The organism is Geomesophilobacter sediminis, from assembly GCF_016458275.1.
Taxonomy (GTDB): Bacteria; Desulfobacterota; Desulfuromonadia; order Geobacterales; family Geobacteraceae; genus Geomesophilobacter; species Geomesophilobacter sediminis.
In genome coordinates, this window is record NZ_JAEMHM010000014.1 from 25,625 (window position 1) to 46,185 (window position 20,561).

A 20,561-nucleotide genomic window follows, 5' to 3' on the forward strand; every position below is an offset into this window, starting at 1 on the left:
TATTCTGCATCCACACTTATTGATTGATACGATTTTTCAACAGTACGCTCGGCTTGAACGTCAGAACCTTCCGCGAGGAAATAGTGATAGTTTCCCCAGACTGCGGGTTTCTGCCATTTCGATCAGCCTTCTGCCGAACGACAAAATTCCCGAACCCGCTTATCTTCACATGCCCTTCGGTCGCAATGGCATCCTTGAGAATATCCAAGGTGAGCTCCACCAACTCAACGGCTTCTTTCTTATTGCATGAAAGCTTTTTTTGAATCTTGTCGGCTAAATCGGCTTTCGTCATCTCGGACCTTTCATTTGCACTGATGTGAAATCTGTAAGTACCACAATTCACGAATAATTTCCAGGTACTAATAAGAAAAGGCGGCCACGAGGGCCGCCTCTATCCAGGCTGGATGGGCTTCATCCAACCTGAAGACTCTTGCAGGGTCGCATTCCCGTGAAAATGGATACGACCTCGATTTGGCCGCCGGTAACATCATTCCTCAGCACTGCCTTCTCGAATTCCTCCCACGAAAGCGAATACTCCCTGCCGTTTATTCTTGCCTTGACTGTCATGGTCCTCTCCCCCTTATCTTTGTGATTGGCGCCCAAGAGGGCTCCCCGCAACCACCGTGTTGACGGAGGCTCCGAGGAACCCTCTTGGGCCGAGGAGAGGATTGGGGAGGGTGCATGAAGCACCGCTCCCCTTATCTGAAGGGTGGACTATGCCACCTTCCAACCGGCTACTTCGTCACGGTCTCAGGCGGACCCGTTCGCGACTTTTCCGGGGGTGGTTCCTTTTTCTGCTCCTCTTCGTGTTGCTGCACCTTTTCCCGCAGCTCCTCTTGAGGATCGGTCAGTGCCCTGCCGGCGCTGGCGGTCATGTGGACCACCGTAGCGACGGGGTTCAACCAGGAAGCCCCCTTGGTAGCAAGCTCGACACTGGCCCACTGGCTGTGGCTGCAGCCGCCAAGGACCGTCGCCAGTACCATAAGAATCAGACGCGTCTCTTTCATACCCATGCTCCTCTGTGATGTTTTCATGTGGGGACAACCTCCAAGCCGTTCGCTTCAGCAAACTCCTCATCCTCGATAATGCCGTTCAGATCGGCGCCTGTTTCCAGGTGCCGCAACACCAGCCTGATCGCTGACGCCACCTCGTTGAGGCAGGTCTTAGGCCCCTGGTGGCAGGATATCCCGGCCAGGGCCTTGACAGCGTCATGGGCCTCCAGTCCGGAGCGAAGTCCGTAGGAGACAAGCCGAGCGATGCCGTCGGCCATTGCCGAACCGCAACCGCCGGCCTTTCCGAAGCGGATGAACACCTCGAACGGTTTCCCTTCCATTGTCGTCACAGTCACGAAAATCTTGCCGCAATGCGACCGACGTTGAATTGTGTATCCCGGCGCGGCGGCCGGACGTGGTGTTTTGGGACTCATACCATCCTCCTTTTCCTTGACCTACCATCCTCTCGCATCCAGCTGATCCATGACGGCAGCAAGGCCGATCTCCGCGTGGTCGAAACCCACGTAACGGCCGGTCGCCGTCGAGATGGAGCCGTCCTTTTGGGGCACCTGCAGCAGCTCCTCCTCGTCCGCTCCTTCCGTGTCATAGTCGAGGACCATGAGGTTCATCGGCTGGATGTCATTCGGACGGTTGGAAACGATGCACTGCACCAGGCCCCCTTCGAGGATGACGGCTACGGTCGGTGATTCATGCCGCCGATCCGACAGGCAGTTTCGCACCCGCTCGCGCAGGGTGAAAAACTTGTCGGTCCGCTCCGGGTCCTCGTCGGTCACGTTCTCAATGAAGTCCCAGCATGCCTTTAGAACCGCGAGCGCTTCGCTCTCACGGTTTTCCTCGCAATCGAGGTATTCCCTGACATCCAGGATGAACTCGGAGATGAAATTGACGGCTTCGCAGCCGTTGATCTCCTCGCCATGGAACTCGCTTGCGGGATCGGCCTGGGGAAAGTTCTCTATCAATTCCAGCAGAAGGTTTCTTGCCATGTTCTGTCTCCTTTTCTGTGTGAGGGGGCAGAACTCCCCCAGGGGGGAAAGTTCCGCCCCCTGTCGGGGTGGCATTGTCGGTCAATCTCTCAGCCGCTCGTCCCAGCAGCATTCGCCGATGTAATGGGCGAAATCGTCGCTCTGGTAGAAAATGCGCGCGGTGCTTCTTACGATCAGGTTGCCGCAACCGACGCATTTGACGGCTTTCTCGACGGGGCTGTCCGCAACCGTCAGTTCCCGGATGAACGTTCCATCGCAGTTCTGGCATTCGAAGATCACCCGGTCGATCCCCAGCAGGGTGTCGGTCCGAGAGACTTCGAGAATGCAGCCGCACTCCGGACAGCCGAGATTATTGGGGATGCCCGTTTGCGCCTCCCTTTCATGTTCGTAATTGTCTCGAGCGACACGGAGGTTTTCATCGAAGTCGATTTCCATCCGCTCGCAGAAGTGCATCAGGTCCGTGAGCAGGTCCCTGACGTCATCTCCGTCGCCCTCGAAATCCCTGCCATCGAGAGTCAGGCAGTAGGCCTGCATCACTGTGTCGATCCGCTCGGCACGTTCCTCGTTGGTAGGTTCATCTGTCATCTGTTTCCGGTGGGCCATGTCACCACCCCCTCTTCTTGATCTGATGGACAACTGCTGCTAGGTCATAGTCGGAGTTCGACAGCTTCACGATATGACCCACGGCATGTTCGATCTCGCCGTTGTGCGGGATCTTGAGGAGGCTTTGTTCGTCGAAACCTTCCACGTCGGTGTCGATGACCACTACGTCCATGGATGCAGGAAACTGTGCGGGGAGGTCGGTAACGACCTTCTGAACAGCTCCACCATCCAGGACGACGCAGATGGTGGGAGGCTTCGGTCCCTTGTCCGCGTTTTCCGCTTCATGGATTCTCTGTCCCAGCCATGAACCGGTGCCGAAATACTGCACGTCATCGGCGGTCACGAATACCGCGCTGCCGCCGAATCCGTCCGGCAGGTTCCTGGTGCAGGTGTAAGCCGTCTCCTTCGATATCCAGGGGAGTTCGCCATTGGAGCGGCGGATGATCCCCTGGAGGCAGGAATAGAGAGCCTCCTCTTCAAGTTCGATGTCATCCTTCGGATCTTCCGCGGCAAGGATGCCGTGGGTGCACCAGTCATCGGCGAAGAGGTACAGCTTGTCTTCTCCGTCCGGTGTGATGGTGAGTCCGAAGGCATCGAGAATCTTCATGTCTTCTTCGGTTATCAGATGTTTGGGTATCGAGGGCTGGAACCCCCCCTGGGAAATGTAGTCAGCCATGGCTGTCTCCTTGTGGTTTGAAATGGGGAGACAGAGCCCTTTCCGGGGATTGTCTCCCCGGTTGGGGGTGATGATCAGGACCAGGCGACCTCTTCGCTATTGGCCTTTCTCAAAAGTTCAAGTGCGACGCGGCCGGTGATCCAGTTGAAGCCGCACGTTCTGAGCGACTTCCCGACGATCTCGATAGCCTCCGGAATCCCCGGAGTCGGATCGGAAGGCAACGGCAGCGGCCCGTACTTTATCGACCTGGCCAAAGCCAGGGCTTCGTCAAGGGTGTAGTCGTAGTGGGGATGTCTCATAAGGACTCCTCTCAAGGGTATTGTCTTCTCTCAGCGCAGCGGCCGCAGTTCGCCGTCCTTGTCAGTCCACCACCCGTACCCCTTGATCCTGGCGTTCGGGTTCATGGTTTTGGTATTGACGACGAACATCCGATGGGGATTGACCTTGTTTCTGATGAGCGCGAGTTCCGTGTCACGCGGCCCGTAAATACGGTAGGCGTAGCCCAGAATCCCCGGCTCATCCGTCCTCTCGATCCGGTATCCACTAAGATCGACCATCAGACGGCCTCCTGTTCTTCGTTTACTGGATACTCTTCCCGCTCGTCATAATCGTCGCCACTGTCAAGGTCTGAGAGGTATACCGTGCCGGTTGACCATCGGATGTCAGTGTGCCTGTACAGCCCGGACCAGTAGAAGCTGGTGTCGGTGACGTTGAGGAGGTTGCACTCGGTCCTACCCTGGTATTCCTTCAGCGGCACCTTGCCGCTTTCCCACTGGTCGTAGTCGGTGTTCATGAAGGCGCAGGAATAGTCGAACTCGGAAACCCTGTAGACGCCCAGGTTGCAGACGGCTTCGGAGAGCTTCCTGATCCGCGCGATCATGTCGGCGGTAAGTTCGATTACCGCGTAATCCGCAGCCTCGAAGAAATCGCTGCTGTCGGATACGGACAGGATGAGTTTTTTCGTTGTCGATGTGTCGTTGCCGGTTTCTTCCTTTTTCATTCTTGTCTCCTCTCGGGTCTGTTCGGACAGGGGACAAGAACCCCCGCAGGGAGCTCTTCCCCCTGCCGGGTTGTCAGATAAGGCCTTGCTCGGCGAAGCTCAGATAGCTTTCGCCGATGATGATGTGATCGAGCACCTTGATGCCGAGGAGGTCGCCCGCCTCTGTTATGCGCCGGGTGATCTCCAAGTCCTCGCGGGAGGGGGTCGTATCACCGGTGGGATGGTTGTGGAGGAGAAGAATCGCTGCGGCGCTCGACAGGAGAGCGGTCTTGAAGACCTCCCGTGGATGCACGATGCTCTGGTTCAGGGAGCCGACCGAGACCCTGTCGAGACAGGCGATCCGGTTCTTGCCGTCCAGGTGCAACGCTATGAAATGCTCCTTAGCCTCCAGCCGAAGGTCATGGAACATCTCGAAGACCTGGCTCGCCGACGTGAAGCGTTTGGAAACCCACGCCGGGGCGTCTTCACGCACCACCTCTTTTCGGTACTTGGCCTCGATCGACAGGATCGTTATTTTCTTTTTCTCCGGGGGAAGTTCCTCTCCGAAGAGATTTCTTGGATAGGGGGACATGCGCTGGCTCCTTTCCGGAGGGCGGACGTCCCCATGGGGGACTTGAGCCCCCCGAAGGGTGTTTGGTTTATCGATATGACGTTTGCCGATCGCTACAGACTATCCTGACCGACTGGAACGGTGCGCCCATGACTGCCGGGCCCCCGTCCGATCTCTTGGTCGAGATCTCCAGATGGCACGGTATCCAGCCGGTGGATTTGCCGACCCAGAAGCGCCGCTTCTCGCCGTACCGGTCCACTACCTCGACCCTCTTCCCTTCCAGGCCGATGAGCTGAGGGGTGAGTTCCGCCCGGGAGCGGTACCCGGTCTGCCTGTGTTTCTGATGGACTAGATCCGTCAGCAGCCGGTACTTCTTGTAGGCCTTCATCGTGCCCCGTTCGACCGGTAAGGGAGTCAGGTCCCAGCGGTCCAGCTCTGCTGCAAGCAGGTTCCCCAGTTCCATCACCCGGTCGAAGCCGAGGGTGGTGCATCCTTCCTCGAAATGGATGACGTATAGGCCGTTGCCGGGGCCGAAGTAGTCCGGATTGATTGTCACTCTGTTCTTTTTCACGGTTGCCTCCTGAAGACACTCCTCCCATACGGGAGTGTCGGTTCGAACTCCCGGTAGGGGCGGGGCCTCCTTTGTGGAGGTCAGGCGGCCTTGCGTCTGGTGATAAGCGCCTCCTTGAGGAGTCCGATCAGCGCGGCGGGCAGATCGTCGATCTGCCTGATGACTGATGACGTTTCCTTGAGCCAGCTTTCTATCCAGGAGTCGAGGATGCCGATTCCGTACACCTCGATCCCACAGGCTCTCAGCCGCACCACCGCTCTTTCGGTCTTCTCGTAATCGTCCGGAGCCCCGTCCGTCATCGCGATGACGATCTTCCGGGTTTCCTGACGGTGGGTGAGAAGCATACCGGACCACAGCAGGGCCTCCGCCATGGGGGTGCCGCCGCTGGCGCCGACATTGAAGCGTCCGGCTCTCGGTTTCGCACCGAAAGCCTTCAGCTGCACGATGTCTCTGCCCCAGGGGAAGGCTCCCACGGCGCAGGTCACTCCCGGGAGGAGTTCCAGCGCCTCCGCGGTGACGAATGCGCCCTGCAGCGCCACTCTGATCTTGTTGTTGTCTTTCATCGAACCCGAACGGTCGGTGAGCAGGACGATGGCGGTGTTGTCATCGTCCTTGATACGCCGGGATGCGAATACGCGGGTGTCAGGTGTCCAGCAGCCGATGAGATGGACCGACCGGCCGTCGATCCGGAACCCGACACGTTTCGGATATGCTTGTTTCATGCGGACGGCTTGCAGGAGTCCCGCAAGCTGGGCCCTCAACCTGCTCGTCTTGCGACGGGCTTCGTCGAGACCCATGTCCCCTTCGACCATCTTCTGGTCTCCGGGGCCACTTCCAGCCCCGACATTGAAATGCGAGGTGTCGGGGATATCTTCGAGTGTTCCGTTGCGGGCGGCCTCCTCATGTTCTCTGCCAAGCATCGCGGAAACCATCTGCCCCAGATCGACCCCCTGGGAAGCTTCGGCGGCGTCCGCCCCCTTCAGCTTCTTCAGGTTGTTTTTCTGCCGGTCGGAGAGCGGGTCGCTTCCGCCGGCCGCGCCCTTGTCCTCGTCGGACTCGGGAGCATCGCTCTTGGTGGCGGAAGGACCGTTGCCGCTCTGTGTCGATTTCCCTCCATCGTCCTTTTCATCTTTCTGCCGGTTGCCCTGTCGGGGCGGTGCCGTAGGAGGAGGGTCGGGCGGGTTGTTGATGAGGGCCTCGATTTCCTTCGCGAGCCTGTCGCTGTCGGCCGTCGATCTGCACGAACCGATTCTGTCAACGAGGGCCGCGAAGAGATCGCAGAAGGGGTTACCTAAGGCTTTCCGGCAGAAATCTTCCGCCTTCTTCGCGATCTTGCCGAGGGGTTGGCCGAGCACGTCGGTCCTGGCACGACAGCACGCCCACGACATCAGCATCGAGAGCGGCTGCGCGCGAGTCCCGCGAAACCTGCCTTTTCTTGCCAGGAGCGCCGCCAGGGTCTTCAGGTTGGCGGCGCAGCCGGGATATATCTCCCCTTGTTCCTTTTCGATCCGCACGTCCTCGATGATGTTGGTCCAAGGCGGCATCTCGATGGAAAAGTCCGTGAGCGCTACATGGGCCGCTTCATGATCGACGTAGCCACGGGCGAGTATCGCCGCCTCATGGTCATCTGCGGGAAGGGTGGGGATGACGATGATGTTTCCGTTGGTGTAGGCCTGGTCCCCCTCTATGTGGAGGGTCACGCCCATCTTCGAGGCGAGGGCCTGCAGTGCAATCCGCAGCCCCCCGATGACGGTGGATATTTTCGGTGCCATGGTTTCTCCTGATGACGCTCCCCCCTGCGGGGAGCGTCGGTTGATGACTCCCCGGCAGGGTCGGGATCGTCCTTTACAGGACTAGAACCATTCGGATGGCGCCTCCTCGAACTGAGGCACATAAGGTGTGAACGGGACGACCTCGATCTCCCGGGCTTCTTCCGTCGGTTCCGCTTCTTCCGCCGGAAGTTCCTCTGCCGGTTCTTCCTCGACAAGGGGATTCTCGGCGATCTCGCGGGCCTCCGGGATGTTCCCGAGGAGGTGGATCGCACCGCACAGGGCGGCGAAATCCCTCCCTTTGATCGGTCCGGTTTTCGGCAAACCGGTCAGGGTCAGCCTTATGCCGGTGACCAGCTCGTTCAGGCCGGGTTCGAGAAAGACCAGTCCTTCGATCTTGTCGAGCATCGCCCTGATCGGCCGCACCGCTTTCTGCCCGACCTCCAGCTTGCCCCGGAATGAGCTGTCCCAGGTCGCCAGGGCCTGCTGCCGGACTTCGTGGCGGAGCTGGTCGGCCAGGCCGTTCAACTCCTCCGCGAGGCCGTTTTCATGCCCTTCCACCGGGTTGATGGTGAAGGTCTGCACGGAGAAGGACAGCTGCGTTCGCACGTAGCCTATGTCCTCCACCGCGTTGCGGATCACGCTCTCCCAGCCGGGGTTTTCGGCGATCCACTCTTCGACCGCCGTGTCGTATTCGGCCAGGAAGGTCTCCTTGGCTTCGTCGAACTCCCTGCCGATCTCCGCCAGATCGCCCATGAGGGTTTTCAGCCTCTCCATGGGGACTGCGTAACCCCCGAGGAAACGGGTTCCGACCCCGAGTACAGCCCGCTCGGCCCTCCGCTTGAACGTTGCGAAGGGAGCCAGGGCGCTTGGGTCCATGACCCTCTTGCTCCCGAGAGTGGCGAGCTTGTCGGGTGGGAGTTCGCTGCCGTCCGCCAGTTTCAGATCCTCCGGCCGGAGTTTCTTCGTTCCGGTCCAGAGGGAAACGGACAGGACGATGATGGAAATGTTCTTGAGTATGTGGTCTTGGCTCATTGCGTCTCTCCTCGATGGTTGGGGAGGAGACGCCACCCCCCGCGGGGGTGATAGCATCTCCCCCGGGTTGGGTCAGAACCATTGTTCGCTGTTCTGGTCGGACAGCCACTCCCGCATGACGTTTCCGTTCAGCGGCGGGGTTGCGGCAGCCGGCCTGTTTTGCGATGGTGGGTTCGGTTGTGGTGGCGGTTGGGCCTTTCGTTCGTGCGACCATCCGCTGCCGGGAAACCATTCCCCGACGACACGGTAACCCTTTCCCCTCTTCTCCTCGATCTTCTGGTTGAGAAAAATCCGGGAGGGCGCCGGTCCGATGACCTTGCACTGGTTCACCTGGCCGGTCTTTCCCCATTGACTTATCACTTCCCTGTCGGTGAGGAACCCGATCCAGTCCTTTCTGCCGCTGGAGGAGGGTGCCCTCATCCAGATGCCATATTGGGTGTTGCCGGGAACGAACATGACCCCACCTCCTACGCGATGATCCGCTGCACCAGTTCATGGAGAGCCTGGCGGGAGGCGGGTTCGGCCCGGAAGCCGAGCGCCCGGTCAAGGGCGTAGGTCATGGGGTTTATTCCCGGCTTCGCCTTGAAGAACGTGGCCAGCTGCGCCCACCGGATGAGGGTACGGGTGCAGAAGGTGACCTCGATCTCGCCGTTTCGGAAGAGATCGCGCACCTTGTTGGCCACTTCGATCATTTTTTGCCGGATCGGGGAAGGAACCTCCGGGACAGCCTTCCCCAGAGCCTGATCCTCCTCCGCGGCATTCGCGTAGCCGACCTCCAGCATCATGAACCTCCCCATGGAGGCGAGATTCTGGCGTTTGGTCGACTGGTAGAGACCGGTCGTGTCGCCGTTGCCGGCGGTGTTCCCGGCGTAGATGATCCGGGCGCCGAAACGGAGCGGGTCGATGGTCTCCCCGGTTTCGGGAACGATAATGGAGCGACCTTCGAGAAGGGCGTTCAGCCCGACGAAGGTGCCCGGGTCGAGAGTATCCGCCTCGTCAAGGAGTATCCATGCCGACGCCGGGTCCTTGAGCCCCTGGATGAAGGGGCCGTCCACCCATTCCATCTCGCCGCTTCTGACGACGAAGCGACCGAAGAGCTCGGGGATCTCCATCCGCTCGTGGCACGAGACCACGTAGAGAGGAATGCCGAGCCGTGCGGCGATCTGGGTGATGATGGAACTCTTGCCGGAACCGGTAGGACCTACGAGATAGAGGGGATCGGTCCCCGCCGCTCCTTTCATCCATGCCAGAATGTCCGACAGGATTTCTCTCCGGAACACGTAGTCCGGATTGGAGCGGGGGATCATCGCGTGTATCGCATTGTCGCGCACATCGACGGTGATCGTGGCGGGAGCCTGGATGCCGAATACTTCCGTGATGGATTTTTTCATTATGGTCTGTCTCCTTTCGGAGGCGGACCATCCCCCTTTGGAGGAGATGATCCGCCCCCATGGGGTTTGAAATACGTTCAGGTGAGAGTCCTATGCTTCAGGGTTCACGATCCCCCTCCTCCAGAAAAAGCGTGTCCATGCCGTACCAGTCGTGTGCCTGGTCGGCGATGGCGTCGAGGAGGTTCCGGATTCCTTCCAGAGGTTCCAGGTCGGTGGAAGGGTGCGGTTTCTCCTCTTCGAGGAGGCGGGAAAGCAGTGCCCGCTGTCTCTTGAACAGCGCCGGGTCGATGGAAAACAGGAATACCTTTCCCTCCCCGAGCTCTTCTTCGTAGAGTCTGAACACCGCCGATATCGCATGGTCTATCGCGACACAGCGGGTGATCTGCTCCACGATGGCGGCATAGTCGTCAGGCAAGGCCGCCGCGGACAGTCTGCCCCCTTCGATGCAATCGGACAGGATGTCGTGGAGCTTGCCGTACGTCTTGTGCAGTTCTCTCAGCGCGGTGATCGCGCCGCAATCACATAGGTCCTTCATATGGCCTCCTTCCAGGCGGAAATGATCTTCGGGCATCCCGACGCCATCCTCGCTATCACCGTGACCCCCTTGTAGCGAAAGCGCAGGGGTTTATCCGTGAGAAGCGGGACGGCGAGCTTGACGCCTTCCAGTGCCTCGAGCGGTACCGACCGCTCAAGGATTCGATTGGCGCCGTGCAGCGACAGGGTAAGAGTCGGCATGCCCGTGACCTCCTTTCAGGATGACCGCTTCTTGAGCCTCGGGCTCTGGAGCGGCGGAGGCAGCGAGAAAACAGAAGCTGACCGAGATCACCATGACGACTGCCGCCAGGATGGTCCACAGGAGCTCTTTGAGGTCCTCGCTGTTCATCTTCGACCGGAAGAGATGTTTGTAATCTTTGGGCAGGACGCCCGTTCGTGGTTTCATGACTGCTCCTTTTCAGTGCGGATACGCGCCTCCCGTGAAAAGGAGTGACCCTGGGGGGGCGCGTGATTCGCCCCCGGATGGGGTTTGGTCTCAGGCCGCCTTGGCGAGCGGCGCTGGTGGCAACTGTCTGACTTCCAGCTTCGTGTAGCCCGCTTTCGGCTTGCTGCAGGCCCGGTACACGTCGGGGAAGTCTTTCTTCAGTCTGGTGGAGTCGACGGTCTCGCCCGGAGCGACGGTTGTGGTCGCCACGGCGATCCCTGTGTCGGTGATCCCCTGGAACCGCTCTCCGAAGAAGGAGATCAGCTCTTTCTTCAGCGGGTCCATTCTCTTTTCGAGGGCTTTTTTCTGCCGGTCGAGACTCTCGTAGTCGGCGACACGGTCTGTGACCTCCTGGGGGATCTCCTGGTCCCAGTGGGCCGGGCACCCTGTCCGGTACGAACAGTGGCCGCACAGAATGCTCGGTATGGTGTTCGGTTCGCACTCGCCGCGCATGGCGGAGAGGATGTGACTGCCCCTCTCGATCAGGGGGGTGAAGACCTCCGGGTGGGGAGCGTAGGAGTTGAACTCCCGGTATTCCCCCTTGTTCAGGTCCACCGCCAGGATCGAGCCGCCGATCTCCGCTTTCTCGCCTTCCCTGATTCTGAGAAGGCCCATCTGTACGTGCAGCTGGTCGACCCAGCTGCCGTAAGGTTCCTCGGGAATGCCGCCCGTGGACTTCATCTCGACCACATGGAAGCGGTTTTTCCCCCGAAAGAGGAAATCGATATGACAGACGATGTCATAGGATGGGTGGCAGATCTCGACCTCTTCCTGGAAGGTGGCGCCGCCCGACAGGAAGAACTCCCTGAACATGGCCTGCGCCGCGTGCCCCCTTGCGAAGACGAGTTGCTGCTTGATGGAATGGGCGACCGGCTGAAGCTTGCCAAGTACCGCCTTGCGGGGGCATCCGGCTATGTCGGAGGCCCCGGCATACCTGGTGCGGTCACCAAGATGTGCTGACATCTTTTGCTGATGTGCGGGTATTGCCTTTTTCAGAAAATCGTCGAGGCGTGCCATCGGTTCTGTCTCCTTTTCATGCCCGGGGAGACGGAACGCCCCCGAGAGGGAGTCCGTCTCCCTGATCGGGGTTTGTGATGGTTTACATGCAGGCGTAGGCGATGACCGCCGACGCGAGGAGGGTTGTCCCTACCATGATTCCGGCGATGATGTTCTTGCAGGAAATCTCGACAGCGGACTTCTCCGCCTTCATGTAGATGGTTCTGCCGTTGGCGCATCTGATGGCTACTGTGTTGGATCTCATTTCGTGTCTCCTTTCGGGTTGTCCCAGGAGGAGACACGTATCCCCGGAGGGAGACGGAATCTCCCCGAGGGGTGGTTGATGGTTGGCGTTTTACGCTCGGCCGCGCCTTGCGCACTTCCCGGTCACGAGGTACGTGCCGAAGAGGGTCACTTCCAGCATCCCTTCTTCCAGGTACTCGCGGTACTTCTCAGCCGGGATCTGCCTTTCGACCTCCCAGCCGCCTTCGAAGACGATGACCGGGACGGTTTCCGGAGCGGGCGGCGTCGGTGGTTCCGGCTGCGGAAAGGGTATGACCTTGGCCGCTGCCGGAGGCGATGTTGTGATCTTGTTTTCGTCCCTCACCCTGGCGTTGTCGGTTCGGGTCATCTTCTTGAGCAGGGCGCTAGGGTCCTGGTAGTCGATGTTCCCTTCCTTGAGCGCCTTGGTGATGAGTGCGGAAAACGACTGGTTGCCGCTTGTGCATTCCGCGGGGTCGATGTCCGGTGTTTCCCCTTCCGCCAGCTTGGCGATCATCCTCTTCTCCAATGTGTACGCCAATTGGGCCTCCTGGATCGGCGAAGAGGTGAGATACCAGTATCGGCAGGGACGGACTTCCCCGTAGATCATGCGGTGTATGTCGGCGGTGTTGACGCGCCGGATTCTCCCTTCCCCCTGTTCGGCCAACCTGGTGTTGTCGGAGTAGTCGTACCAGCAGAGGTTGTTGAACTGACTGAGGTTGAGTCCGGTGGCTACCCGGTGGTATGAGGCGATGACGACCTGGGCGGTGGTCTTTTCGAACCACGCCGTCAGTCTTTCGGGAGCTACCGAGTCGGGAAGAACGTCGATGGACAAGCCGGGAACGCTGTCGGCGATGATCCGCCTGAGCGGCCCGCGCATGTCGATCTTTTGCGTGTTCCCGGTGTAGACCAGGAGCCGTTCTCCCCATGTCTCTACCAGACGGGCGATGTTGACGAGCTCTGTTTCCTTTTCGAGCAGTTCATCGACCGGCCGTCGCCACAATGTGCCGAGGAGTTCGCCACGCAGGCGGATTTCGTCGTCTGCATGCCTGAAGGTGTCGGACACCCGCAGGAAGGCCGCCGTTCTTACGCTTGCGACCGGTATTCTGTCCTCGATCGGTAGTTCCGCATTGTCGATGATCTTGTCGATGGTCCTCATGCAATCTTCCACTTCCGTATGAGGGGCGCATTTGATGACTTCCCGTTCGACGGGGGGTAGGTCGTCGAAATCCTCCGAGTCCACGTTCACGAAGTTCGGCAGGGTGTAGACCAGGGCAGCCGGCGAGATCCCCGCCGTGTCGTAGGTCTGCACCTTTTCCGAATCACGGTGGCGGTTTCTCTCGTCGCTTTTCCTGACCTCCTTGTAGGCGCCGAACCGCGCCTGGAAGTCGGTGGCGGACTTCATGTCCCATCCCGCCTCCCGCATCTGCACCGGATTTACCCCCCAGAGCAGGTTGTAGAGGCTCTTCGCCATACCGTTGGTGACAGTCGCGGTGAGACAGAGAACCCGTCTTGCGGAAGCCGCCATGCGGATGAACGCCGTCCCCTGATTGCTCATCAGGTTGGCCGCGTTGTGAGCCTCGTCGAATATGGCGAGGTCGAAGGGTATCCGCTTGAGGAAGCGGAGGTAGGGAAGCTGTTTGTTGTGTGATTTCACCTCCGTTGACGCGCCGTTCCTTTCGATGTCGGCGATCCACTGCCGGTAGCGAAGGCGCGGCCGTTTGTTCTCGGGTATGTAAGTGTAGAGGACGTCGCCGCAGGCGGGGCAGTGTTCCTTGCTCCCCCTGCTGATCCTCTTCACCTCGGCCGAGCAGTTGAGGCAGGCGTCGGTATATTTGATCCCTTCTTTCGTTTTCACACGGGTGGTCTTCGTGACGGGCACGAAGTCCGGGTGCATGCGCAGACGGGTGTAGGCGATGAGATAGAGACCCTTCGGCTTGGTGCGGGCGAGTTCCCGCAGCCGTTGCCAGGAGTCGATCACGTGGACAGCGAAGCCCTCGTATTCGTACTCCTTCACCATCTGGGGGACGAGCTGCGGTTCCGTCACCATGATCGATCTCTTGGCGCCGGCGAGATACTTTACCGCCTTCGACATCCAGGTTTTCCCCGTTCCGGTGTTGGCCCGGATGCCGATCCCCTTCCTCCCTGAAGCAAACGCCTTCATGACCGCCTTTACAGCCTCCCGCTGGGGGGCCTTCAGGCCGATCTCCTTCAGTTCGGACGCGAGATATTCCTCGTCCCGGCCGATCTCGTGAAGGGGTTTGTAGATGGTGGTGAGCTTCTTGAGGAGGATGGTGGACAGCTGGGAATTGAGCTCCACGTAGTCGAAGCCGAGTTCCCGGGCGGCTTTCACCTCGCCCGTCCTGTCCATGAGGAAGGTCTCTACAGTCGGTTTGTGGATGACGGTCGTCGTCTTGATGCCGTTATCGTCGTAATCCTCGAACGTCTCCGGCTTTTCGACGAGCATGTACTTGGCCAGGTAGTGGACGCCGTTTATGGCGACGCTCTCGATCTGGCTGTTCATGGCGGCAAGCTGGACGGCATGGGCCGTTCTGAGGGTGGATACGGGCTGAATGCTGGTGTCGTAGCTGGCCGGATACTCCTTGTCCAGCATCACCGTTATCGCCTTGTCCAGCCTCTCTTCGCACTCCAGGTAGAACCCTGAAAGGTCCCGGCACTGGAGCATGGGCTTGGTCTTGACTCCGCCTGCCTCGACCTCGATGGTGACGGTCGGGTTTTCGGCGTGGGTCAGGATCAGGTCCTCCCCGGCGTTGTCCAGGTTGTCGTAGTTGTGATAGTAGGGTGACCGGTACGAGGTCGTTTCGTTGCTGACATTCTTCCGCAGGAATATGACCAGCTGCCTGAAAGCCCCGTATTCCTCCGATCTGTATGCATACCGGTAGGTGAAGCTTCCCCGCAGGAGTTCGGTCATTTTCCCCTTGAGCTCGTATTCCGGGATGATCAGGACCATGACCCCCCGCTTGGAAACCATGGGGGCGGCCTTTTCGACCCAGGAGATGAGCTCTCCGCCGTTCCTGTTGTAGGGCGGATTCAGGAGAACGATGTCGAACGACCCGGTGTTGGTGGTGTCGAAGAACGATGTGTTGAGTTTCTGATCGGTGCCGCGGATTTTCCTGAAGCGCTCCGCGTCCAGTTCCACTGCGAAAGAGGCGACGGCCGTGTTCTTGGCGCTTGATCCGGTGGCGGCCTGTTTCGCATGGCGGACCATGCTCGACAGGAAAGCCCCTTCGCCGGCGCACGGGTCGAAGATGGTGACCATCTTCTCGTGGACGCTCGTCCGGTCCCAGCCGAAACTTATGCTGACGACCTTTCTGACCAGCTCCACGTCGCGCGGGAAGGTGGGATAGAATCCCTTCGCCAGCTCGTTCCCCTTTGTGCGGGAGTGGTTGTTGATTTTTTCAGTGAATTCCATGTCCGCTCCTCGTGAAAGGGGAGGCGGCATGGCTATCCCTTTGCGGGGAGGTGACCATGCCACCTACCCCTTCCGGGATAGATTGTGCTACTGCTGGGTTTGTTCCTGTTTCACCTCGACCGAGATGCGAGACGCAGGCTCGGGGAAGGCGAACCCGCCGTATCTGATCCGGTTCCTCACTTCATCGGGAACGTTCTCGATATGGCGGTAGCATTTCTTGGTGCCGATGAGCGGTGTCAGTTCCTCTGCCATGTCGAACAGAGGGAGATACCAGTCCCGGTGCACAAACTGCTGCTGATCCAGGATACGGGAGTAGATGCCGAAGCATTCCTCCCGGCTGTTCCCGACAATGAGGCGGCGCTGCCGACTGGGAAGGATGTACAGCCCCGAGTAGCCGTTATCGATCTTGCCGATAAGGCTCACGGTACCTCCCATTGCCACGCGGTCTCTTTTCCTGCCGGTGATTTCCAACACGGGCGCCTCCCGGTCGTGGAGGATCTGGGCGAAGGCCCTGACCTCTTGGGAGGGGCCGTAGGCGGACAGCAGAACGACGAGTTTGTCGTCTTCCAGGATCAGGTTGCTGCAGAAAATGGTGGCCGAAGCACGCTGGCCAATGAGTGAAATGGTGGGTTGCATGGTTTCCTCCCGTTCATGGGGTCCAGATCGCGGTCAGGCCGCCATCTTGATGACCCATGCCTTGTAGGAGGAACTCCACTTGAAGCCTTTCGTCTTCAGGAACTCCTTGGAGGCGGTATCCTGATACGACGGAGTTGCGTAGACCTCTTTGTTGGTTTCGTCCAGTTTGAAGGGGATGCGGCGTGCTGCCAGGATGGCCGTGATGTCGGTAACCGTGCCCGGTGTCCCGTCGCTCTTCTTCGTTTTCGCTTCCAGGGCCTTGAGTGCGGCGGTCATCCGTTCGGCGGGAATATCCTCGAGTCTGTTCACTCCCAGATAGGCGAGGAACTTGTCCCGGTCGGCTCCCACTTCACTGATTTTCGTCTCCAGTTCCATCACCTGATCCTGCGTGATAGACTTCGGCCCCGAGGGTTGTTGTTCCTGGGTGGTACCGGCATGATTCTTCGCCGACTCTCCCGATTCCAGCCAGGCGCGGATGGAGCTTCCGTGTTCCTCCGTCAACTTCCCGTGGAAACCATCGAAAATCTCTGTCCGGTCCTTGCTGGTGGTGGCGATGTGCCGTTCCTGGTCAACATCGAAGACCAGTGTAAATTCAAAGTCCATTCCTTCTCTTTGAATGGGCGCCATGCCGACCTTTTTCGGGACTTTCTTGCCTCTCTCGTCATCGACAAGGACGTACTCGGTCTTGCTGCGCATCGTTGCGATGACATGCATCTGCGACTGCAGCATGGCATCGACGAGGGAGTTGTGCTTGGGGGTCGCTTCACGCCACCCGGCAAACTTGTTCCCCTTCGCCGATTCGGTCCTCGAGTCAACGAACTCCAGGATACCGCCGGTCCCTGCCCATGCATGTGAGAGGGAGTCGATGATGATGAGGTCGTAACCCAGTTTTTCCGCCTCTCTGATGCCGCTTATGTACTTCTCGACGGTGAAGGGGGGCTTGATGACGGCGACGTGGTAGTCGCCCAAGTGGGCGTAGAGAGAAGCGCTTTCGTTCTCCGTATCGAGTACCGCGATTTTTCCGGTGGGGCCGACGATCCCGAATGCCAGCTTGAGGGCCGACATGGTTTTGCCGGAGCCCGCCGGGCCGCAGATGCCGATACGTGCTTTCGCTCTCTTTCTGACTGCTTTCTGGAACATGATCTCGATCTCCTTTCTGTGGGTTGTACCCGGACAGAGGAGACGGACCACCCCGCAGGGGTCTGTGTCTCCCCTGTCGGGCTTGTGTTTGGTTTCGGTCGTTACGGATGGTCAGGGCTCAGAAAGGAATTTCGTCTCCTCCGGAAGGCGGCTGGTAGAAGCTGTCCTGTTCCGGGTCGCCTTCGCGTCCGGTGTCTTTCCTCGACAGCATCTGCATCTTCTCGCCGACGATCTCCGTGGTGTAACGGTCCTTGCCTTCCTTGTCCTGCCATTTCCTGGTCTGGAGCCGGCCCTCGATGTACACCGTCTTCCCCTTTGACAGGTATTCGCCGGCGATTTCAGCCAGACGCCCCCAGAGGGTGAGATTATGCCACTCGGTCCGCTCTTCGTATTCTCCTGCCTTGTTCTTGAAACGTTCCGACGTCGCCAGAGAGAAACTTGCGACCGCCGTTCCGGATGCCGTGTACCTGACTTCCGGATCCTTGCCCAGATTCCCTATCAAGAGAACCTTGTTCAAACTTGCCATGACTGCCTCCTTGCTGGTTTCCCGAACGAGAAGACGGTCACCGATCCCGCGCGGGGAGAGGTTTGGTCTCCCTGTCGGGACAGGTTGAATTCCCGCCGCTTCCAAGGCTTGTCGCGGGTTTTGGGTACAAAAAAACCCGTTCCGGCACGATGTCCGAAACAGGTCTTTAAGGGGTTATGGTATGAAAAAAGGCGCTGTCCGGTTCTGGACGCACCTCTAACGTCGCTGTTTAAAGTCGCCTTTGCCCAAGGTCGACTACCTGGTGCTCGTCGAGCACGCTGACTTCTCACCGGGAAAGGGGCGAAAAGCGCGCCTTGTCTTTCCTTGCGTTGCATCCCTGCCGGGGCGTTCAGATCAGGGGCTATCCCTGAAATTTGTTCCGGGGTGCGTGACCCAAGCGGAATCTCTTCGAGGAAGAGTGTAAAAATATGAAAATCTTCTACCACCTTCGTGATGAGGGGTCAAGCCGGCTTCCTACGCGAAGGGGTTCTTCACCGTATCAGGCTGTTCCACCTCGACCTTGTCGGGCAATTCCTCGCCCGTCATGGCCGCGACCACCGAATCGACTATCTCCTTCAGCTTGGCCGCCTTCTCCAGACCTTCCTTGTCCCGGGTGATGTCGAGGCTGCCGTACAGCGACACCCGGTCCAGGCGGTTCTCGATGGTAAGGCCGTTGATCTGGAGGCACTCCGATTCGTTCTTAAACGGTGCGATACTGAGATCCTTTTTCCTGCTCACCTGTAAGTCCTCCCGTGCCTCTTTCCGCCTCCCCTGCGCTCCTTCGGTTTGGGAAGCGGCATGATCTCCCTCTTGACGGCCGGCGACATGGAGGGGAAGAAATCGATCCCGGCCATCTGCTCGAGTTCGGCCACCGAGATGTAGCGCAGATCCGCCTCGGCGGCGTTGTTGACCAGGTAGACCCCGGCGGCGTTGCGCTTCGGGCTGTACACGATCTTGTAGATATGGGTCGGCACCAGGACCCGGCGCTTGAGAGCCTTGACATTGTTGCCGACGAACAGGGGACCGGTGATGACGTACAGGTTTCCTTCCCGCTTCGCCAGCGTTCTGACCGCACTCTCGATCCCGCTCCAGATTCCCCTGTTGTTGGTGCCGTCCTGGGGGACGATGTTGGCGAGGCTGAAGCTCTCGTGCTGCGCCTGATCGGTGGACATGTCGGCGTTGGGAGACATGTGTCCCCTGTCGAAGCCGCTGCGCGCGTAGTCTGATAGTTCCGCCCGGTCCGACTCCGGCAGCCGCTCTTCGGCGTGGAACGTGTCCTTGCGGACCATCCCCCTGGCGGCATCGAGCCTGGACCTGGTGAGATGCTCGGCGGACCAGAGCGGGGTGCGCGTCAGGCCGGAATGGACCACGCCGAACTCATCGTAGCAGAGTTCCTGGGTCTTTGCCTGCATCTTGGCGTTGATGATGTCCGGCGCCTCGCCTCCGACGTAATGCTCCCCGCAGGAGGTTTTCATTGCGAAAGAGGAAGCGGTGAAAAGCGCCAGGATGAGGGCGGTCACAAGCGTGATCGAAAACCTGTTCTTCATGGGTTTTCCTGTCGATTCTAACGGGTATCCGGATTTCATGGTGTATGGCCGGTCAGAGCGGCACCTGCAACACGATCTGCCTGCAATCTGCGCATAAAATCTTCGGGGGCAATACCTTCCCTACGCAGGTACAGAATCAAAGCGATTTCTTTTCTGCTGTATCCCTCGGCATGATAGATCGTGCGATCATTCGGGCAGTAGTATAGAGAGTCAAGCCACTCTGCAACAGCTAACCCATCTTGCCCAGGTATCTGTTCAGGGTTCTCTCTCAACATTGTACTTAACAAGTTGATCATCTTTGGAACAGCTACTTCACGCATGCGATCCCCTGCTGCCAATCTTCATGAATGCTTCCATTACAAGCGGCTTGATCAAAGCATTCCGTTCCTGTAGAGAGAGAAATTTATCCACCTTTGACACAATATCCAAACCATGAAGGAATGTATTTTTTGCTTCCCGAAAGACCGGATCAGTCTGATGCCAATGAGCTATATAACGCTCGAAGAGTTGGTTTGCCGCGAGATATTCATCATCCGTAAGCCCCTCTTTGTCGTACTTTGATTGAATACGACGAAACTCTTGATCGTCTTCCTCAGTCCAAGTCACTCTGCTAGTGGCGGGATTATTCGCTGGCATCGTCCACCTCGTATTTTGCTTTGAGAGACGCCACAAACTGCTGCCACGCATACCCGATTATCCAACCGGCCGTCATCCACAGGAACAGATGGATGACCCATGTAACACGGACAGGATGGAGTGGTTCCGGTTGGACTCTGCTGACGACATCGAAGGTAACCCCGATCGATGTCACCATGATAGCGATTATAAAAAGGATGACTCGTTTCAAGAATATCTGTCAGGCACTGCTTCAATCATGAAATACGGATACCCAATAAAATGAAACGGCGCACATCATATCATCTTACGGTTGACAAGTGAAGATCTCCCCGACCTTTCAGGCCGACGCCGGCAACTCAATGCCCTCTTGTACCAAGATGGCCGAGCCGGTCACGCCGGCACTCTTTTTCTCCGCACCGGCCTTCTTTCCCGATTGTGCCTCGTCGGCATCCTGGTCGCTTTTTGCCAGCGGGTCGTCAAACCCGCGGGGCGGAATGTATCTGTCTCCCAGCAGCCTACTTATTTGCGCATTGAGGAGATTGATGTCTCCCTTGATTTTGTCGGACTTCTCAATGATCTCCGCCACTACGGCGAAACTGAGTTTCCTGCTCCTTCCTGCCTGCAATCTCAGCTTGTGGAGCATGATGTCGTGGGAGTTGAGAAGACCGATGAAATCGAACTGGTCGTAGGTCCGCCGGCTGATGAACGCCAGGTCGCTACGTTCCGACTTCTTGTGCCGCTCTTCGCGCCATTCCTCAGGGGTAGGGCGGGGTTTCCTCTGTTCCTTTTCGCCGCTTTCATGTTTCTCTTGCCCTTTGGTAGACTTGCTCATGA

At 58.7% G+C, this 20,561-nt stretch carries 28 protein-coding genes and 1 pseudogene; all 29 read right to left on the minus strand.

Annotation, left to right across the window (positions count from 1 at the left end; genetic code table 11):
* Window positions 1-16: 16 nt before the first annotated feature.
* The 29 genes and pseudogenes from JFN93_RS16825 to JFN93_RS16965 all read right to left on the minus strand — a co-directional run bounded on the left by JFN93_RS16825 (window position 17) and on the right by JFN93_RS16965 (window position 20,559).
* Window positions 17-292 (minus strand): integration host factor subunit alpha, encoded by a 276-nt coding sequence (locus JFN93_RS16825; RefSeq protein ID WP_199385291.1) that lies wholly within the window; start codon window positions 290-292, stop codon window positions 17-19.
* A gap of 119 nt (window positions 293-411) precedes the next feature.
* On the minus strand, window positions 412-567 hold the full coding sequence (locus tag JFN93_RS16830; RefSeq protein ID WP_199385292.1) for a hypothetical protein: 156 nt from the start codon (window positions 565-567) through the stop codon (window positions 412-414).
* Window positions 568-734: 167 nt separating this feature from the next.
* The gene (locus tag JFN93_RS16835) at window positions 735-1,007 is read right to left on the minus strand and encodes a hypothetical protein (protein ID WP_199385293.1); all 273 of its coding nucleotides are present in this window, start codon (window positions 1,005-1,007) and stop codon (window positions 735-737) included.
* A 23-nt stretch (window positions 1,008-1,030) separates the two neighbouring features.
* A complete protein-coding gene (locus JFN93_RS16840; RefSeq protein ID WP_199385294.1) occupies window positions 1,031-1,426 on the minus strand; it encodes a TSCPD domain-containing protein in 396 nt (131 codons plus the stop codon).
* 21 nt (window positions 1,427-1,447) lie between these two features.
* A complete protein-coding gene (locus JFN93_RS16845; RefSeq protein WP_199385295.1) occupies window positions 1,448-1,996 on the minus strand; it encodes a hypothetical protein in 549 nt (182 codons plus the stop codon).
* Window positions 1,997-2,077: 81 nt separating this feature from the next.
* Entirely contained in the window at window positions 2,078-2,599 is a 522-nt protein-coding gene (locus JFN93_RS16850; RefSeq protein ID WP_199385296.1) for a hypothetical protein, read from the minus strand.
* Window position 2,600: 1 nt separating this feature from the next.
* Window positions 2,601-3,275, minus strand: a complete 675-nt coding sequence (locus JFN93_RS16855; RefSeq protein ID WP_199385297.1) for a hypothetical protein — start codon at window positions 3,273-3,275, stop codon at window positions 2,601-2,603.
* A 74-nt stretch (window positions 3,276-3,349) separates the two neighbouring features.
* Window positions 3,350-3,574 (minus strand): hypothetical protein, encoded by a 225-nt coding sequence (locus JFN93_RS16860; protein WP_199385298.1) that lies wholly within the window; start codon window positions 3,572-3,574, stop codon window positions 3,350-3,352.
* A 30-nt stretch (window positions 3,575-3,604) separates the two neighbouring features.
* Window positions 3,605-3,832 carry a hypothetical protein gene (locus tag JFN93_RS16865; RefSeq protein ID WP_199385299.1) on the minus strand — a complete coding sequence of 76 codons (228 nt, stop codon included), beginning with the start codon at window positions 3,830-3,832 and terminating at the stop codon, window positions 3,605-3,607.
* The gene (locus tag JFN93_RS16870) at window positions 3,832-4,275 is read right to left on the minus strand and encodes a hypothetical protein (protein ID WP_199385300.1); all 444 of its coding nucleotides are present in this window, start codon (window positions 4,273-4,275) and stop codon (window positions 3,832-3,834) included. Before JFN93_RS16870 ends, JFN93_RS16865 begins: the two co-directional genes overlap by 1 nt.
* A gap of 73 nt (window positions 4,276-4,348) precedes the next feature.
* Window positions 4,349-4,720: pseudogene (locus tag JFN93_RS16875) on the minus strand (JAB domain-containing protein); the annotation flags it as partial.
* A 193-nt stretch (window positions 4,721-4,913) separates the two neighbouring features.
* Window positions 4,914-5,396 carry a hypothetical protein gene (locus JFN93_RS16880; protein ID WP_199385302.1) on the minus strand — a complete coding sequence of 161 codons (483 nt, stop codon included), beginning with the start codon at window positions 5,394-5,396 and terminating at the stop codon, window positions 4,914-4,916.
* 80 nt (window positions 5,397-5,476) lie between these two features.
* On the minus strand, window positions 5,477-7,168 hold the full coding sequence (locus JFN93_RS16885; protein ID WP_199385303.1) for a hypothetical protein: 1,692 nt from the start codon (window positions 7,166-7,168) through the stop codon (window positions 5,477-5,479).
* A gap of 81 nt (window positions 7,169-7,249) precedes the next feature.
* A complete protein-coding gene (locus tag JFN93_RS16890; protein ID WP_199385304.1) occupies window positions 7,250-8,200 on the minus strand; it encodes a DUF3150 domain-containing protein in 951 nt (316 codons plus the stop codon).
* Window positions 8,201-8,272: 72 nt separating this feature from the next.
* Window positions 8,273-8,656, minus strand: coding sequence for a hypothetical protein (locus tag JFN93_RS16895; protein WP_199385305.1), 384 nt, complete (start codon window positions 8,654-8,656; stop codon window positions 8,273-8,275).
* An 11-nt stretch (window positions 8,657-8,667) separates the two neighbouring features.
* The gene (locus JFN93_RS16900) at window positions 8,668-9,591 is read right to left on the minus strand and encodes an AAA family ATPase (RefSeq protein WP_199385306.1); all 924 of its coding nucleotides are present in this window, start codon (window positions 9,589-9,591) and stop codon (window positions 8,668-8,670) included.
* 97 nt (window positions 9,592-9,688) lie between these two features.
* Window positions 9,689-10,126 (minus strand): hypothetical protein, encoded by a 438-nt coding sequence (locus JFN93_RS16905; protein WP_199385307.1) that lies wholly within the window; start codon window positions 10,124-10,126, stop codon window positions 9,689-9,691.
* On the minus strand, window positions 10,123-10,326 hold the full coding sequence (locus JFN93_RS16910) for a hypothetical protein (RefSeq protein ID WP_199385308.1): 204 nt from the start codon (window positions 10,324-10,326) through the stop codon (window positions 10,123-10,125). The genes JFN93_RS16905 and JFN93_RS16910 overlap by 4 nt, the downstream gene beginning before the upstream one ends.
* A gap of 295 nt (window positions 10,327-10,621) precedes the next feature.
* On the minus strand, window positions 10,622-11,587 hold the full coding sequence (locus tag JFN93_RS16915) for a PD-(D/E)XK nuclease family protein (protein WP_199385309.1): 966 nt from the start codon (window positions 11,585-11,587) through the stop codon (window positions 10,622-10,624).
* 82 nt (window positions 11,588-11,669) lie between these two features.
* Window positions 11,670-11,831, minus strand: coding sequence for a hypothetical protein (locus JFN93_RS16920; protein WP_199385310.1), 162 nt, complete (start codon window positions 11,829-11,831; stop codon window positions 11,670-11,672).
* Between the two features lie 90 nt (window positions 11,832-11,921).
* The gene (locus tag JFN93_RS16925) at window positions 11,922-15,260 is read right to left on the minus strand and encodes a DEAD/DEAH box helicase family protein (protein WP_199385311.1); all 3,339 of its coding nucleotides are present in this window, start codon (window positions 15,258-15,260) and stop codon (window positions 11,922-11,924) included.
* A gap of 87 nt (window positions 15,261-15,347) precedes the next feature.
* On the minus strand, window positions 15,348-15,896 hold the full coding sequence (locus JFN93_RS16930; RefSeq protein WP_199385312.1) for a MurR/RpiR family transcriptional regulator: 549 nt from the start codon (window positions 15,894-15,896) through the stop codon (window positions 15,348-15,350).
* A gap of 33 nt (window positions 15,897-15,929) precedes the next feature.
* Window positions 15,930-17,036 carry an ATP-binding protein gene (locus tag JFN93_RS16935; RefSeq protein WP_199385313.1) on the minus strand — a complete coding sequence of 369 codons (1,107 nt, stop codon included), beginning with the start codon at window positions 17,034-17,036 and terminating at the stop codon, window positions 15,930-15,932.
* Window positions 17,037-17,154: 118 nt separating this feature from the next.
* On the minus strand, window positions 17,155-17,562 hold the full coding sequence (locus JFN93_RS16940; RefSeq protein ID WP_199385314.1) for a single-stranded DNA-binding protein: 408 nt from the start codon (window positions 17,560-17,562) through the stop codon (window positions 17,155-17,157).
* 474 nt (window positions 17,563-18,036) lie between these two features.
* Window positions 18,037-18,300, minus strand: coding sequence for a hypothetical protein (locus JFN93_RS16945; RefSeq protein ID WP_199385315.1), 264 nt, complete (start codon window positions 18,298-18,300; stop codon window positions 18,037-18,039).
* On the minus strand, window positions 18,297-19,109 hold the full coding sequence (locus JFN93_RS16950; RefSeq protein WP_199385316.1) for a DNA/RNA non-specific endonuclease: 813 nt from the start codon (window positions 19,107-19,109) through the stop codon (window positions 18,297-18,299). Before JFN93_RS16950 ends, JFN93_RS16945 begins: the two co-directional genes overlap by 4 nt.
* A 35-nt stretch (window positions 19,110-19,144) precedes the next feature.
* A complete protein-coding gene (locus tag JFN93_RS16955; protein ID WP_199385317.1) occupies window positions 19,145-19,429 on the minus strand; it encodes a hypothetical protein in 285 nt (94 codons plus the stop codon).
* Window positions 19,422-19,745 (minus strand): hypothetical protein, encoded by a 324-nt coding sequence (locus tag JFN93_RS16960; protein ID WP_199385318.1) that lies wholly within the window; start codon window positions 19,743-19,745, stop codon window positions 19,422-19,424. The genes JFN93_RS16955 and JFN93_RS16960 overlap by 8 nt, the downstream gene beginning before the upstream one ends.
* A gap of 319 nt (window positions 19,746-20,064) precedes the next feature.
* Complete coding sequence (locus tag JFN93_RS16965; RefSeq protein WP_199385319.1) at window positions 20,065-20,559, minus strand: hypothetical protein; 495 nt, start codon at window positions 20,557-20,559, stop codon at window positions 20,065-20,067.
* Between the last annotated feature and the right edge of the window lie 2 nt (window positions 20,560-20,561).